Here is a 14518-nt window from a genome sequence, read left to right as displayed (position 1 = left end):
CCCGATGCAGTTTGATGTCGTGAGCTTGTTTCCGGAAATGTTTACCGCGTTGACGCAGTCGGGCGTGACCCGCCGCGCCTTCGAACAGGGACGCTGGAGCCTGCAGATCTGGAATCCGCGCGATTTCACGCAGGACCGCCACCGCACCGTGGATGACCGCCCTTACGGCGGCGGCCCCGGGATGGTGATGCTGGCCAAGCCCCTCGAAGCCGCGATCGGCGCCGCCAAACAGCGCCAGGTCGAGCTCGGCCTGCCCGCGCCGCGCGTGGTGTTCATGTCGCCGCAGGGCAAGCCGCTGACGCACGAACGTGCGATGGCCTTGAAGAACGAGCCGGGACTGGTGGTGCTGTGCGGCCGCTACGAAGCGGTGGACCAGCGCTTGCTGGACCGCTGCGTCGACGAGGAAATCTCGATCGGCGACTTCGTGCTGTCGGGCGGCGAGTTGCCGGCGATGGCGCTGATGGATGCGGTGGTGCGGCTGCTGCCCGGCGTGCTGGGCGACGAAGCCTCGGCGGTCGAAGACAGTTTCGTCAACGGCCTGCTCGATTCGCCGCACTACACGCGCCCGGAAGTCTACGAAGGCGAGCCGGTGCCGCCGGTCCTGATGGGCGGCAACCACGCCGAGATCATGAAGTGGCGCCGCCAGCGCATGCTGGAGGCGACCTTCAGGAAGCGGCCGGACCAGCTGGAGCGTGCGCGTGCTAGCGGCCAGCTGAGCAAGGCCGACGAAAAGTTTCTGGCGGAGCTGAACAAGCCTGCCGAGTAAGAATGTACCTTGTGTGCATGTAACGGCGGGCATGTTGCCCGCATGTTCAACCCCATCCTCTACTGGGCAATCGTACAGCGCCAGCAAGATGGTTTATGGAGTAATAAAAATGGATCTGATCCAACAACTCGAGCAAGAAGAAATTGCGCGCCTCGGCCGCAAGATCCCTGATTTCGCACCGGGCGACACCGTGGTCGTCAGCGTCAACGTCGTCGAAGGCAACCGCAAGCGCGCCCAGGCATACGAAGGCGTCGTCATCTCGCGTCGTAACCGCGGCCTGAACTCGAACTTCATCGTTCGCAAGATCTCGTCGGGCGAAGGCGTCGAGCGTACCTTCCAGCTGTACTCGCCGCTGATCGCTTCGATCGAAGTGAAGCGCCGCGGTGACGTCCGTCGCGCCAAGCTGTACTACCTGCGCGAGCGTTCGGGCAAATCGGCACGTATCAAGGAAAAGCTGCCGCAGCGCAAAGCAGCTACCGTTGCTGCTGCTGAGTAATAGCGTCTGTGCACTGAAAAAGGCATCCGCAAGGATGCCTTTTTCTTTTCCGCCGAAGGAAATGTGATTTGCATAAGCCCGTGTTCGATCCCACCCTGATGCCGGTCGAGGGCCTGGCCGGCGAAGCGCCGCTCGCCCGCGAGTTGCTGGATCCGGCGGCCGTGCGCGCGCGCTTCGCCCGCACCTTGCCCTGGGATCCCGAAACCTCCGACGAGTCGCTGGCCGCGCCCGCCCTGCGCCTGCGCCGCGCCGCCGTGCTGGTGCCGCTGGTGGAGCGGCCGGAAGGCCTCACGGTGCTCTTGACCCGCCGCACCGACCACCTGTCCAGCCACGCCGGGCAGATCAGCTTTCCGGGCGGCCGTGCCGAAGAGCTGGATTCCTCGCCGATCGAGACCGCCCTGCGCGAGGCGGAAGAAGAGATCGGCCTGCACCGCCGCCACGTCGAGATCATCGGCGTGCTGCCCGAGCACGTCACCATCAGCGCCTATCGCGTCACGCCCGTGGTCGCCCTGGTGCAGCCGCCGTTCGCACTGAGCGCCGACCCGGGCGAAGTGGCCGAGATCTTCGAGGTGCCACTTGCCTTCCTGATGTCCGGCGCCCACCATGAACGCCGTTCGGTGGCCTTGCCGGACGGGGCAGGGAAGCGGCGCTTCTATGCCATGCCCTACAAGGAGTACTTCATCTGGGGCGCGACAGCGGCCATGCTGCGCAACCTGTATCACTTCTTGCGCGCCTGAGCCGGTGCGCCCGTTCAGGCCAAGGTCTTGACGAAGCGCAGGCGCTTTTCCTGTAAGCGTTTCGCTCGTAAAATATGTGGGCCCGCGTGCGCCGGCTGCTGCTGGACAGTTCCAGTTGAGAACAGCCATGCGCCAAGGCGAATTCCTCGGCGGCGGCCAACAGCGCCTGTCCGATCCCGACACTCCTGCTCCGCTCATCGACCACCAGGGCCGACAGCAGCGCCCAGGGCGCCGGCACATGGATGGGCTTGATGAGGTGGACGACGGCGATGCCGGCGAGTGCGCCGGAAGCTTCCGCCACCAGGGCCCGGCCGCAACGCTCGTCTTCCAGGGTGCGCAATTGCTGCTCCACCTGCGCCGGGTCGCTCGCATATCCCAGCTGGGCAAACAGACGGACGATGTGTTCCAGGTCTTGCGCGGCGGCCTCGCGAATATGCATGGAATGATCCAGGTAGTTTCTTTAAAAATATGCATTTTTCCACGAATGCTTCAGGAGGGCAGCAGTGCCGCTGCAATTTTTCTGAACCCTTCCTCCATTCCCTGATTTGATTCCCGACGGCTTCTCCGCTATCGTAGCGGGCAGCATGGTATTGCCAGAACAAAAAAGGATTCCTGAATGACATTTTTCTCCATCCTCGTCGCGCTGATCATCGAACAGCTGAAGCCGCTGCGGGCCGATAACCAGGTCTACGGTGGCATCAAGTCGTTCGCGATGCGCATCGAGGGCTGGTTCAATGCGGGCGAGCAGAAGAATGGCCGCATGGGCTGGATCCTGATGATGCTGGCGCTGATGCTGCCCACCTGGCTCATCTACTGGGTCTTCATGCACTACAACCTGGTGCTGCTGGCCTTTGCCTGGAACGTCCTGATCGTCTACCTGACCCTGGGTTTCCGCCACTACAGCCATTATTTCACCTCGATCCAGCTGGCCCTGAACCAGGGCGACGAAGCAGGGGCGCGCCAGCTGCTGGCCGAGTGGACCCGCCTGGATACCGTCGGCATGGACGCTACCGAGATCGCCCGGGTCGCCGTCGAAAAATCCCTGATCACCACCCACCGCAACGTATTCGGCGTATTCTTCTGGTTCCTGATGCCGCTTGGACCGGCCGGGGCGGTGTTGTACCGCGTGTCCGAATACCTGGCGCGCGCCTGGAACGAGCCCGACCACATGCGCAACGAGGCCTTCGGCCTGTTCGCCGCCAAGGCCTTTTACTGGATCGACTGGATCCCGGTGCGCCTGACGGCGGTGGCCTTTGCTGTGGTCGGCAACTTCGAGGATGCGATCTATGCCTGGCGCAATTTCGCGCGCCGCTGGGCCGACGAATCGAAAGGCATCATCCTGGCCGCGGGCGGCGGCGCGATGGGCGTACGGCTGGGAACGCCGGCCGAGAATGCCCCGCAGCTGCTGCCGCTGGACGCGGCCACGGTCGACCTGAGCGACAGCGATACCGAGGTGCTGCCGGGCGAGGAACCGAACCTGCGCGCGCTGCAGAGCACGGTCGGGCTGGTGTGGCGGGCGCTGATCCTGTGGATGATCCTGCTGCTCCTGTTGTCGAGCGTGGTGTGGCTCGGCTGAGCCTTATCGTGTATCGGCGTGTATCGGGTCTCGTCCGTGAGTCTTCTATAAGATATAATACTGAGCTGAGGTTGTTCTCATCCACGCAGTATTCTTGTATCAGCAAGCAGCACTATGGCCGAGTTACCGCACACCACGGATAAAAAACTGAAGGACGAGTTTTTTATCCTGGGCATTACGAGCAAAGGCAGGCAGTTCCGCCCCAGCGACTGGGCCGAGCGCCTGTGCGGCGTCATGTCCTGCTTCGCTCCCGGCGCCGCCGGCCGCGATTCCCACCTCCAGTTCTCGCCCTGGGTCCACCCGACCAACGTCAACGGCGTGAAGGCCGTGGTGGTCAGCCGCGAACTGCAGAAGATCGAACCCCTGGCCTATCACTTCCTGCTGAACTTTGCCAAGGACAACGACCTGCAAGTGGCGGACGCATGTTTCGTGCCGGCCCCGGACGAGAAGAAACCGGCCGCCTGACACTTGCGGTTTCACCTTCCAGATTCGAGAACTGGCGCTATGATAAAAGTCATAGCGCCATTTTTCATTGGGGGACACCGCCATGCACATCCGCGACATCTGCACCAGCGAAGCCGCCCACTGCACCCGTGACGAAACCGTGCAGGGCGCGGCCATCACGATGCGCCGCCTGCACGTGGGCGACGTGATCGTCGTCGACCAGTTCGACGGCGCCCGCGTCCCGGTCGGGATCGTGACCGACCGCGACATCGTCATTTCCGTGATCGCCCCCGGCCTCGATCCGGCCAGCCTGCAGGTGGGCGACATCATGACCGAGGACCTGCTCACCGCGCGCGACACCGACGACGTTTACGAGACCATCGAACGCATGCGCCTGCGCGGCATCCGCCGCGTGCCCGTCATCGACGCCGGCGGCAGCCTGGCCGGCATCGTCAGCGCCGACGACCTGCTCGAATTCCTGGCCGAGGAGATGGGCGAATTGAGCCGTATTAGCCCATATCAACAAGCGCACGAGCGCAGGGCCCGCCAGTAGGGATTCCGTCTGTTACCATCCTGCATTGTTCAAGAACATGCAGGACGGCACTGTCCTGCCAACATGACAGGACACCATGGACGGATTGACTTGCAAGCGCGGCCTCGCCGCGCAGGTGCTCAGCGGAAGCCTGTGCTTTTTCATGGCCGGCGCCGCCTGGAGCGCGCCGGCGCAGGATACTGCGCAGCATCGAAAAGCGCCGCAGCAGAAAAGTGCGCCCCTGCCCAAGGGCGTCACCCTCGGCCCTTCCGCCGAGGGCATCACGGAATACCGCCTGGCCAACGGCCTGAAGGTGCTGCTGTTCCCCGACAATTCTCGCCCGACCGTGACCGTCAACGTCACCTACCTGGTCGGCTCGCGCCACGAGAATTACGGCGAGACCGGCATGGCCCACCTGCTCGAGCACCTGCTGTTCAAGGGCACCAGGAAGAACCCCGACATCACCGGCCAGTTCGCGCGGCGCGGCATGGACTTCAACGGCACCACTTCGCTCGACCGTACCAACTACTATGAAGTCTTCCAGGCCTCGCCCGACAACCTGAACTGGGCGCTGCAGATGGAGGCCGACCGCATGGTCAACTCGCCGGTGGCGCAGAAGGACCTGGCCTCCGAGATGACGGTGGTGCGCAACGAGTTCGAAAGCGGTGAGAATTCGCCGGCACAGGTGCTGTTCAAGCGCATGCAGAGCGTGGCCTACGACTGGCACAGCTACGGCCGCTCGACCATCGGCAACCGCAGCGACATCGAGAACGTCCGCATCGCCAACCTGCAGGCCTTCTACCGCACCTGGTACCAGCCCGACAATGCGGTGCTGCTGGTGGCCGGCAAGTTCGAGCCGAACGCGACCCTGGCCCAGATCAACCGCCTGTTCGGCGCGATCCCGAAGCCGAAGCGCGCGCTGCCGCAGTTCTGGACCGTCGAGCCGACCCAGGACGGCGAACGCAGCTTCGCCGTGCGGCGCCAGGGCGACATGCAGATCGTCGCGGTCGGCTACAAGATCCCGTCCGACCTGCAGCAGGAGTCGGAAGCCCTCGGCTTCACCTCCGAGATCCTGGGCGACGCGCCGAACGGCCGCCTGCACAAGCTCCTGGTGGAAACCGGCAAGGCCAGCCAGGTGTTCAGCTTCGGCCAGACCGGCTACGCCCCGGGCCTGCAGTTCTACGGCGCGGTGGTGAAGAAGGGCGAGCCGATCGAGCCGGTGCGCGAGGCGCTGACCGAAGCGGTGGAAGGCTTCGCCAAGCGTCCGCCCACCGAGGAAGAGATGGAGCGGGTACGACGCTCCTGGCTCAACACGATCGAACGCAGCGTCAACGATGCCCAGGCCTTCGGCGTGGCGCTGTCCGAGGCCATCGCGCTGGGCGACTGGCGCCTGTATTTCCTGGGACGCGAACGCATCAAGGAGGTCAAGGCGGAGCAGGTGGCGGCCAGCGCCGGCCGCTACTTCGTGCGCAGCAACCGCGTGACCGGCACCTTCATTCCCGAGGACGCGCCGGTGCGCGCGGTGATTCCCGCGGCGCCGAGCGTGGAGACGGTCATGAAGGACTACAAGCCGTCCGACTCCAGCCTGGTGTCGGAAGACTTCGACCCGAGCCAGGCCAACATCATGAAGCGCACCACGCTCACGACGCTGGGCGGCGTGAAGCTGGCGCTGCTGCCGAAGAAGAACCGCGGCGAGACCGTCACCGTGCACCTGTACCAGCACATGGGGGACGAGAAGAACCTGTTCGGCAAGGGCATGGTGTCGGCGCTGTCGTCCGCGATGCTGATGCGCGGCACCAGCCAGTACACCCGCGCCCAGCTGGCCGACGCCTTCGACAAGCTCAAGATGACCGGCGGCCCGACCAGCTTCCAGACCACCCGCGAACACTTGCCGGAGGCCTTGAAACTGGCGGCCCACGTGCTGCGCGAGCCGGCCTTCCCGGCCGCCGAATTCGAGCAGCTGCGCAAGCAGATCCTGGTCGGCCTGGAAGCCAGCCGCGCCGAACCGCAGAGCGTGGCCTCGCGCGCGCTGTCCACCCACTTCGACCAGTACCCGCGCGGCGACATCCGCCACGCCAACACGCTCGAGGAAGACCTGGAGGACGTCAAGGCCGCGCGCCTGGAGGACATCCAGGCTTTCCACCGCGACTACTACAACACCAATCCGGCCCAGATGGCGATCGTCGGCGACTTCGAGCAGAAGGAGATCGCGCCCCTGGTCGACAAGCTGTTCGGCAATTGGAAAGCGCCGGCCAACGTGGCGCCGGTGCTGCGCAAGCATGCCGAGGTCGCGCCCATCAGCCGTACCCTCGATACGCCGGACAAGGAAAACGGCTTCTACCTGGCGCGCATGAACCTCGACCTGAACCTCGAGGATGCGGACTACCCGGCCCTGATGCTGGCGAATTACGTGTTCGGAGAGGGCGGGCTGAAATCGCGCCTGATGGACCGCATCCGCCAGAAGGAAGGACTGTCCTACGGCGGCGGCTCGGACCTGTCGCCGGGAGACCTCGACCGTGCGGGCAGCTTCTCGATCAGCGCCATCGCCGCGCCGCAGAACCTGCGCAAGCTCGACCGCGCGGTGCGCGACGAACTGGCGCGTGCCGTAACAAGCGGCTTCACGGCCGAAGAACTGGCCGACGCCAAGTCGGGCCTGATGCAGCAGCGCATCCAGAACCGGACCAACGACGCTGCGCTGGCATCGGGCTGGACTTCCTACCTGTACCGCGGCCGCACCTACGACTGGTCGGCCCAGTTCGAGGCCAAGCTGATGGCGGTCACGCTGCCGCAGCTGAACGCGGCCTTCCGCAAGGCGATCGATCCTTCCAGGCTGTCGGTGGTGATGGCGGGCGACCAGAGCAAGGCGGGCGACAAGGGCAAGGATTCACCCTAGAAAGCAACAAGCGCACTCCCAATTATGACAAGGACCCTATTGCTGCGTTAAAATGTTGCCCTTGGGAAGCATTATTTGCACAGCATCAGGAGCATCATGAAAGGGATATCAAAAGCGCAAGTGCCGCCGGAACTGCCGTTCGCCGGCAAGGTGGCGCTGGTCACGGGCGCGGCCAGCGGCATCGGCCGCGCGATCGCGCTGGCCTTCGGCCGCGCCGGCGCGCAGGTCGTCGTCGCCGACACCGCCGTCGACGGCGGCCATGCGACCGCGGCGATGATCGTGGAAAACGGCGGCAAGGCGCTGTTCGTGCGCAGCGACGTCACCAGGGCGAGCGAGGTCGAGGCGCTGGTCGAGAAAGCCATCAACTACTACGGCCGCCTGGACATCGCCATCAACAACGCCGCCGTCGACGAAGAGTGCGCGACGCTGGCCGAGGGCAACGAGGAGCAGTTCGACCGCATCATGGGCGCCAACGTCAAGGGCGTGTGGCTGTGCATGAAGTACCAGCTGCGCCAGATGCTCAGCCAGGGCAGCGGGGCGATCGTCAACGTGTCCTGCGTGTCGGGCATGGTGGGCGCGCCGAACCGCGCGATCTACGCCGCCAGCAAGCACGCCGTGGTCGGCCTGACCAGGAGCGCGTCGGCTGAGTACGCACGCGAAGGCATCCGCATCAACGCGCTGTGCCCGGGCGCGGTCAGGACGCCGATGCTGGCGCGCGCGGTCGAACGCGATCCGTCCAGCGAGAAGAAGCTCAAGTCGGCGCATCCGATGAAGCGCTTCGCCGAGACCGTCGAGATCGCGAATGCGGCCATGTGGCTGGCCTCGGAGCAGGCGTCCTACGTCAACGGCCACGAGCTGGTGGTGGACGGCGGCTTCACCGCGATTTGATCGATAAAGGTGGCGCTGCGAGTTCGTGGGTACTGCAACGCCACCATTCACCTCCAGCACTAGCACGTCATTCCCGCAAAGGCGGGAATCCAAGTTGTCGCCCGAAGTCGGTACTCGTGGAATCACAAGCAAAATTGGGTTCCCGCCTGCGCGGGAACGACGGTTTTGGGGCTAACGGGCAAAACGGGAACCTGGCTTAGCTCGCGTTCAGCTCCGCCACGAAGTCGTACATGTCCCCCCTGAAGTAGGACCTGCAGAACTCCACCGCCCGCCCATCGCGGGCAAACCCCAGCCGCTCCACGCACAGCCCGGCGTCGCCTTCGCGCGTCCCGAGCTGGCGCGCCTGTTCGGCGTTCAGCAGCAGCGCCGACAGGCGCTGCAGGGCGCGCACCGGCCGGTGGCCGGCGGCCTGCAGGGCCTCGTACATCGAATCGCCCACCGCGTCGAGCGAGGGCAGGGCGAAGGCGGCGATGGTCGCGTACTCCAGGCACATCGGCAGCTCGTCGGCGTAGCGGATGCGGTGGAAGCGGTAGACCGGCGCGCCCGGCGAGAGCCGCAGGCGCAGCGCCTCCTTGGGCGTCACCAGGCCTTCCGAACGCTTGATCCACTCGTTGCGCGGCACCCGCCCGCGCGCCCGCATGTCTTCGGAAAAGGAACTGAGCTTGGCGAAGTTCTTCTCGATGCGGGTATTGATGAAGTTGCCCGCGCCGGCCCGGCGCACCAGCAGGCCTTCCTCGACCAGGGCGTCGATCGCCTTGCGCACCGTGATGCGCGAGATGCCGAGGGCCGAGGCCAGCTGGCGCTCCGCGGGAATGGCCGAGGNCGAGCCCCAGGCGCCTTCGTCGATGGCGCGGCGCAGCGCCTGCTGCAGCTGCTGGTACAGGGGAAGCTTGCCGCCCGCGGCGGCCGAATGCATGAATTCTGCGAGGTCGTTCATCCCCGCATTCTACTTGGGGCGCGGGTCCTTGAGACGATGTTGGGAAACGGCGACCCGGCCCGCGCGGATCTCGCGCACCGCCTCCATCACCGCACGCGCCACGTTGCGCACCTCTTCCTGCACCGCCCAATCGCGGTCGAGCGTCGCGTGGCTCTCGGCATAGGATTCGTAGTAGCCGATGTAGCGGTCGAGCTGGGCGAAGCTGCCGGCGTCGACGAAGTCCATCCAGGCGAACCAGTCGGCCAGCGAGCGGCGCGTGCCCTCGATGCCGGCGACGTCGCCATGCACCATCAGCCCGTAGGCGCGCCCGGCCAGGTGCTTGGGATAGTCCCAGCCCTTCAGCTCGAGTTCCTTGGCCTGCTCGGCCTTCTTGCCATGGGTGGAGGAGGGGTCGGGATTGCCGCCGTCGGCGCACACCAGGCGGTCGATCATCAGCTTGAGTACGGCGGGCGCCTGGTACCAGTAGACCGGGGTGACGATGATGACGCCGTGCGCCAGCACCCAGCGCTCGTAGATCTCGTTCATCCAGTCGTTGACCTGGCGCTCGGCGTGGTTCGGGTAGCAGCTGCAGGGCCAGTGGCACAGCGGCATGGCGGTCGAGACGCAGCCCTTGCAGGGATGGATGTGGCGGTCGTAGTCGGAATTGAGCAGGCTCAGGTCCAGCACGTCGGCCTCGAAACCCTCGGCCAGCAGGACTTCGCGCGCCAGCATGGTCAGGCGCCAGCTCTTGGACACCTCGCCGGGGCAGGTGCCGTCGTTGCGGGCCGAGCCGTTGATCAGGAGGATGCGGTTGCGCGAGGACGGGTCTTTCTGGTGCCGCTCGGCCGCCTGCAGGCGATCGCGGGCCTCTTTCCACTCCACCGAGAGATCATAGCCCGGGTCGGCAAAGCCGGGCCCGGCTTTCACGGTGCGCGGCGCCTTGCGGCCTTCGTCATAGGCTTCCCAGGCCACCTGCTCGATGGCGTCGAGCTCCCCCGCCAGCTTGTCGTAGGCGGGATCGAAGAAGGCCTGGCGGAAGCGCAGGTGGAATTCGTTGCGCCCCAGCTTGGCCGGTGCCTGCCCCTTGCGTACCTCTGTCATGCCGCCTCCGCCTGCGTTTGAATGGCAGAAATTATCGGCCGGGCGCAGCGGCGCTGATGTTCGCGCGCGCACATAGCATGGAGAAATCCCGGACAAAGCTGGGACGAAAAAAAACCGGGCAGAGCCCGGTTTCTCAGGTCGAGCGCTCGCTCGCGCTTCAAGCCTGCTGTTGCAGCAGGAGCACCCAGTACTTGGCCAGGTCGGCGGCGCCACCCTTGCCGGTGATGCTCTGGAAGGTCTGGATCGCTTCGGCTTTCTTGCCGGCGCGAACCTGTGCCATGCCCAGGCGCAGCTTGGCTTCGTCCGGGGATTTCAGGCCACCCTTGGCGATACCCTGCTGGATGAAGCCGATACCCTTGTCGGCCTGGTCCATCGTGGCGTAGGCCCAGCCCAGGTTGACGAGGCCGGCGCCGGTCTTGGCCTTGGCCGCGCTCGCTTCACCCGCGGCGATGGTCTTGGCGTCGTCGGCAGCCTGCTTGGTCGCCTTGGTGCGCATGGCGGTCTGGGCCTTGGCATCGCTGCCCTTGCCCAGCACGCCGGCGGCAAAGCCCGCATCCAGCACGCTCTTGGCTTCGGCCGGGAAGCCGTCGCGCAGGGCGACTTCAGCCAGGTACATGTAGTGCTCTGGCGGCATCTGCTTCACGGCGGCCATTTCCAGGCGCAGCATGGCAGGGCCGTAGGTGGGTTCGTCGAAACCGGCCTTGCGCGCCACGCCGCGGTTCAGCAGGTCGACCCAGAAGTCGTCGGTCGGGTAGTACTGGACCAGGTTCTCGAGGGCGAACATGTAGGCCTCGGTGTCCTTGGCCTTGTTGGCTTCCTGGCCCAGCAGGCGCAGGTCGTTCTCGGCCGGCTTCTGGCCCGCCTTCTTGGCTGCCTCGATGTTGGCCATCAGGGTGCCCTTGGCGCCGCCGAAGTTGCCGCTGTTGACCTGGGCCAGCGTCAGCGCGCGCTGCACCTTGGCCGGGTCGCCGCCTTCCTTGGTGTAGCGGTTGTACCACTCGATCGCCTTGGCGTAGTTCTTGGTGTTGAAGTTGGCGTCGCCCAGGGCCTGGTAGTAGGTCAGGGATTCAGCCGGGCTCAGGCGGCCCGAGGCCAGGATCGCTTCCATGACCGGCATGGCGGCGGCGTTGTCTTCCGAGCCCAGGGCCAGGGACAGCTTCATGCGGTTGATGACGTAGTCTTCGTACGGGGTACGGTTCGGCATGGCTTCCGCCTGGGCGATGCGGTTCTTCACTTCGCCAAAGTTCTTGGCGTCGATCAGCGGCTTGATGCCGGCCGGGTCGAGCAACTTGAACATGTCGGGACGGACGGTGTCCTTGGCCGCAGCCTGCGCGGCGGCAGCCGGCGCGTCGCTCTTCTGCTGCGCGTAGGCGCTGGATACCAGTGCCGGGGCGGAGACGCCGATCGCGGCGAGCATCAGGCAGAGGCGGGCAAGACGGAATTGGGCCATGAATAATCCTTCAATCAAGTCGATAATGGTGAGACATGCATACTCGGAAATGTAGCGAGAATGCTATCCCGGCAAAATGTGCATTGTCCCATAAAACTGCCATTTTCAGGCCCGGCAATTGTGCCCTAGCGTGCGCGAGCATGGGAGCGTCGTTACATCGCGTTACCTCATTCATTTGGGCAATTGCCACCTACGTAGCGACGGGCGCGCCGCCGAAACCCGGTACCGGACAGCGACCCTGCGCCTCGATCTCGCCGGCCAGCCAGTCGATGACGGCATCCAGGGCGGGCGCCGCGAAGCCATAGGTCATCAGGGCCGGGGCGTCGAAGTCGAGCGCCTGGTAGGGGTTCCACAGCGCCACGTGCAGGTCGGGCAGCCAGGTGGCGCGCGCATGCGGGCCGTAGCGGCGGCGCGAGGTCGAGGCCAGGATCGTGAAGCAGCCGTCCTGCGGCAGGGCGCTCCAGTCGAAGGTTTCGGCGTCAAGAAAGGTGACCAGATCGACCTCGTACAGGCGGCCGAGCGCGGCCGCAATGGCGGCGGCCGGCACACCGGATTCCGAGACGCCGTCGCTGACCACGTCGGCGCGCGCCACCAGGCGCACCCTGGCGCCGCGTTCCGGACGCCGGGGCTGGCCGAGGGTCGTCAAGCCGGCGCGCCAGGCGCGCGCCATCAGGCCGCGGTCATCCGTGTCGGTCATGTAATTCACCGGGCCGGCCGGATGCGCCGCGGCCAGCTTCGACAGGCGCGCCAGGCGTGCTTCGACGGCCGCCAGCGGCAGCACGCCGCTGCGGATCGCTTCCGCGATCGCATGCACGGTTTCCACTTGCGTCTCGCGCGAGCCGATCGCCATCACCATGTCGGCGCCGGCCACCAGCGCGTTCACGGCGGCCTCGCCCGCGCCGTAGCGGTGCGCGATCGCGTGCATGTCCATGCCGTCGGTGATGATCACGCCATCGAAGCCGAAGCGCTCGCGCAGGATGCCGGTGAGGATCGGGCGCGACATCGTGGCCGGGTTGTGCGGATCGAGCGCCGGATAGACGATGTGGGCGGTCATCACGGCGGACGCTTTTGGTGCGACGATGCGGAAGGGCGCGAACTCGAAGCGCTCCAGTTCGGCCAGCGGCTTGTCGACCGTCGGCAGGTCGCGGTGCGAATCGACGTGGGTGTCGCCGTGGCCGGGGAAGTGCTTGACGCAGCAGGCCACGCCTTCGCTTTCGCTGCCTTCCATCCAGGCCATCGCGATGCGGGTCGCGGTGGCGGGATCGGCGCCGAAGGAGCGCTCGGCGATCACCGGATTGTGCGGGTTGTTGTTGAGGTCCAGCACCGGCGCGAAGTTCCAGTTGAAGCCGAGTGCGCGCACCGCGCGCGCCACCGCGGCGCCGACCTCGCGCGCCAGCTGCGGGTCGTTCGCCGCGCCCAGCGCCATCGCGCTCGGCGGCGCCGGCACCCAGGTCGAACGCACCACGGCGCCGCCTTCCTGGTCGAGGGCGATCAAGGCGTCAAGACCCATGGCGTCGCGCAAGGCGCTGGTGAGGCGCGTCAGTTGCGACGCATCCACCATGTTCTGGCGGAACAGGCAGGCGCCGCGCACCTTGTACTGGCGCAGGAAGGCGTCGGTATCGGCATCGAGTTCGGTGCCGAACAGCCGCACCATGATCAGCTGGCCGGCGAGATCGAGGTAGTCGTTCATGGGCAGTCGCTTAGTTCGTTTTGGTGACCTTGCTCAGGTGGCGCGGCTTGTCCGGGTCGAGCCCACGCGCTTCCGACAAACGGGCCGCCATCATGTAGAAGGCCTGGATCGCCGCGATCGGGTCGAGGTCGGGCGTCGCGGCGGTCGGCAGCAGCAGGTCGCGGCTGGCGACGTCCTCGGGGGCGGCGAGCAGCACGCGCGCGCCGCGGCCGCGCATCTCCTCGGCCAGGGCCACCAGGCCGGCCTGGGTCGGGCCGCGGGTGGCGAAGATCAGGAGCGGGTAGCCTTCCTCGATCAGCGCCATCGGGCCGTGCTTGATCTCGGCGCCGCTGAAGGCTTCGGCCTGCAGGGCCGAGGTTTCCTTGAATTTCAGGCTGGATTCCAGCGCCACCGGGAAGCTGATGCCGCGGCCGACCACCATGATGTTGCGGGCCGGGGCCAGCACCTCGATCGCGGGCGACCAGTCGGCCTGGGAGGCAAGCCGCAGGGCGTCGGGCAGGGCGGCAATGCCGTCCTTCAGTTCGGGGTCGTCCTGCCATTCGGCCACCAGGCGCGCGCCGGCCACCATGCTGGCGATGAAGCTCTTGGTGGCGGCCACGCTCTGTTCCTTGCCCGCGTGCAGGGGCATGGTCCATTCGGCGGCTTGCGCCAGGGGAGAGCTCGCGTCGTTCACCAGCGCCACGGTGGTGGCGCCGCCGTCGCGGAAGTACTGGATGGGCTCGACCACGTCCGGGCTCTGGCCCGACTGCGAGATCGACACCGCCAGGGTGTCGCGCGTGACCAGGGGCGATTTATACAGCGTGATCAGGGACATCGGCAGCGAGGTCACCAGGCGGCCCATGCGCGCCATGATCAGGTAGGCCAGGTAGTTCGAGGCATGGTCGGAGCTGCCGCGTGCGACCGTCACCGCGCTGTGGAAGTTGGTCGAGCGCAGCGCGCGGCCCAGGTCCGCATAGCGGTCGGCGTCCTGCGCCAGCTGCCGGGCCACGCAGTCCCCTGCGGACAAGGCTTCCTGGTACATCAGCGAGG

At 66.1% G+C, this 14518-nt stretch carries 14 protein-coding genes; 8 read left to right on the top strand and 6 right to left on the bottom strand.

The features are described from left to right. The first annotated feature begins 4 nt into the window (after positions 1-4). The 3 genes from trmD (at position 5) to YWC_RS0107880 (ending at position 1999) form a co-directional block, all read left to right on the top strand. The gene (trmD, locus tag YWC_RS0107890) at positions 5-766 is read left to right on the top strand and encodes a tRNA (guanosine(37)-N1)-methyltransferase TrmD (RefSeq protein WP_027864879.1); all 762 of its coding nucleotides are present in this window, start codon (positions 5-7) and stop codon (positions 764-766) included. Between the two features lie 109 nt (positions 767-875). Further along, a complete protein-coding gene (rplS, locus tag YWC_RS0107885) occupies positions 876-1262 on the top strand; it encodes a 50S ribosomal protein L19 (RefSeq protein ID WP_027864878.1) in 387 nt (128 codons plus the stop codon). 68 nt (positions 1263-1330) lie between these two features. Beyond that, on the top strand, positions 1331-1999 hold the full coding sequence (locus tag YWC_RS0107880) for a CoA pyrophosphatase (RefSeq protein WP_027864877.1): 669 nt from the start codon (positions 1331-1333) through the stop codon (positions 1997-1999). On the opposite strand, the gene YWC_RS34165 is transcribed toward YWC_RS0107880, so the two are convergent. Further along, entirely contained in the window at positions 1941-2438 is a 498-nt protein-coding gene (locus tag YWC_RS34165) for a GNAT family N-acetyltransferase (RefSeq protein ID WP_211238955.1), read from the bottom strand. The genes YWC_RS0107880 and YWC_RS34165 overlap by 59 nt on opposite strands. A 177-nt stretch (positions 2439-2615) precedes the next feature. Here YWC_RS34165 and YWC_RS0107870 point away from each other — a divergent pair, with 177 nt between their 5' ends. The 5 genes from YWC_RS0107870 to YWC_RS0107850 all read left to right on the top strand — a co-directional run bounded on the left by YWC_RS0107870 (position 2616) and on the right by YWC_RS0107850 (position 8332). Then, complete coding sequence (locus YWC_RS0107870) at positions 2616-3575, top strand: CobD/CbiB family protein (protein ID WP_027864875.1); 960 nt, start codon at positions 2616-2618, stop codon at positions 3573-3575. Positions 3576-3689: 114 nt separating this feature from the next. After that, positions 3690-4040 carry a DUF3579 domain-containing protein gene (locus YWC_RS0107865; RefSeq protein ID WP_027864874.1) on the top strand — a complete coding sequence of 117 codons (351 nt, stop codon included), beginning with the start codon at positions 3690-3692 and terminating at the stop codon, positions 4038-4040. 82 nt (positions 4041-4122) lie between these two features. Continuing rightward, positions 4123-4572 carry a CBS domain-containing protein gene (locus YWC_RS0107860; protein WP_027864873.1) on the top strand — a complete coding sequence of 150 codons (450 nt, stop codon included), beginning with the start codon at positions 4123-4125 and terminating at the stop codon, positions 4570-4572. 76 nt (positions 4573-4648) lie between these two features. Continuing rightward, positions 4649-7444 (top strand): M16 family metallopeptidase, encoded by a 2796-nt coding sequence (locus tag YWC_RS0107855; RefSeq protein ID WP_036213585.1) that lies wholly within the window; start codon positions 4649-4651, stop codon positions 7442-7444. 96 nt (positions 7445-7540) lie between these two features. Then, complete coding sequence (locus tag YWC_RS0107850) at positions 7541-8332, top strand: SDR family oxidoreductase (protein ID WP_051306315.1); 792 nt, start codon at positions 7541-7543, stop codon at positions 8330-8332. Between the two features lie 196 nt (positions 8333-8528). On the opposite strand, the gene YWC_RS0107845 is transcribed toward YWC_RS0107850, so the two are convergent. The 5 genes from YWC_RS0107845 to YWC_RS0107825 form a co-directional block, all read right to left on the bottom strand. Next, complete coding sequence (locus YWC_RS0107845; protein WP_027864870.1) at positions 8529-9269, bottom strand: GntR family transcriptional regulator; 741 nt, start codon at positions 9267-9269, stop codon at positions 8529-8531. A 9-nt stretch (positions 9270-9278) separates the two neighbouring features. After that, positions 9279-10349: a flavodoxin family protein gene (locus YWC_RS0107840; protein ID WP_027864869.1), complete on the bottom strand. Its 1071-nt coding sequence runs from the start codon at positions 10347-10349 to the stop codon at positions 9279-9281. 157 nt (positions 10350-10506) lie between these two features. Further along, complete coding sequence (locus YWC_RS0107835; protein ID WP_027864868.1) at positions 10507-11799, bottom strand: tetratricopeptide repeat protein; 1293 nt, start codon at positions 11797-11799, stop codon at positions 10507-10509. A gap of 190 nt (positions 11800-11989) precedes the next feature. Further along, positions 11990-13489, bottom strand: a complete 1500-nt coding sequence (nagZ, locus tag YWC_RS0107830; RefSeq protein ID WP_036213580.1) for a beta-N-acetylhexosaminidase — start codon at positions 13487-13489, stop codon at positions 11990-11992. A 10-nt stretch (positions 13490-13499) separates the two neighbouring features. Further along, entirely contained in the window at positions 13500-14510 is a 1011-nt protein-coding gene (locus YWC_RS0107825) for an SIS domain-containing protein (RefSeq protein ID WP_027864866.1), read from the bottom strand. Between the last annotated feature and the right edge of the window lie 8 nt (positions 14511-14518).

It is taken from the genome of Massilia alkalitolerans DSM 17462 (assembly GCF_000427785.1).
Classification (GTDB): Bacteria; Pseudomonadota; Gammaproteobacteria; order Burkholderiales; family Burkholderiaceae_D; genus Telluria; species Telluria alkalitolerans.
The sequence above is the reverse complement of the archived record's forward strand: the minus strand, read 5'-3'. Positions and strand labels throughout refer to the sequence as shown.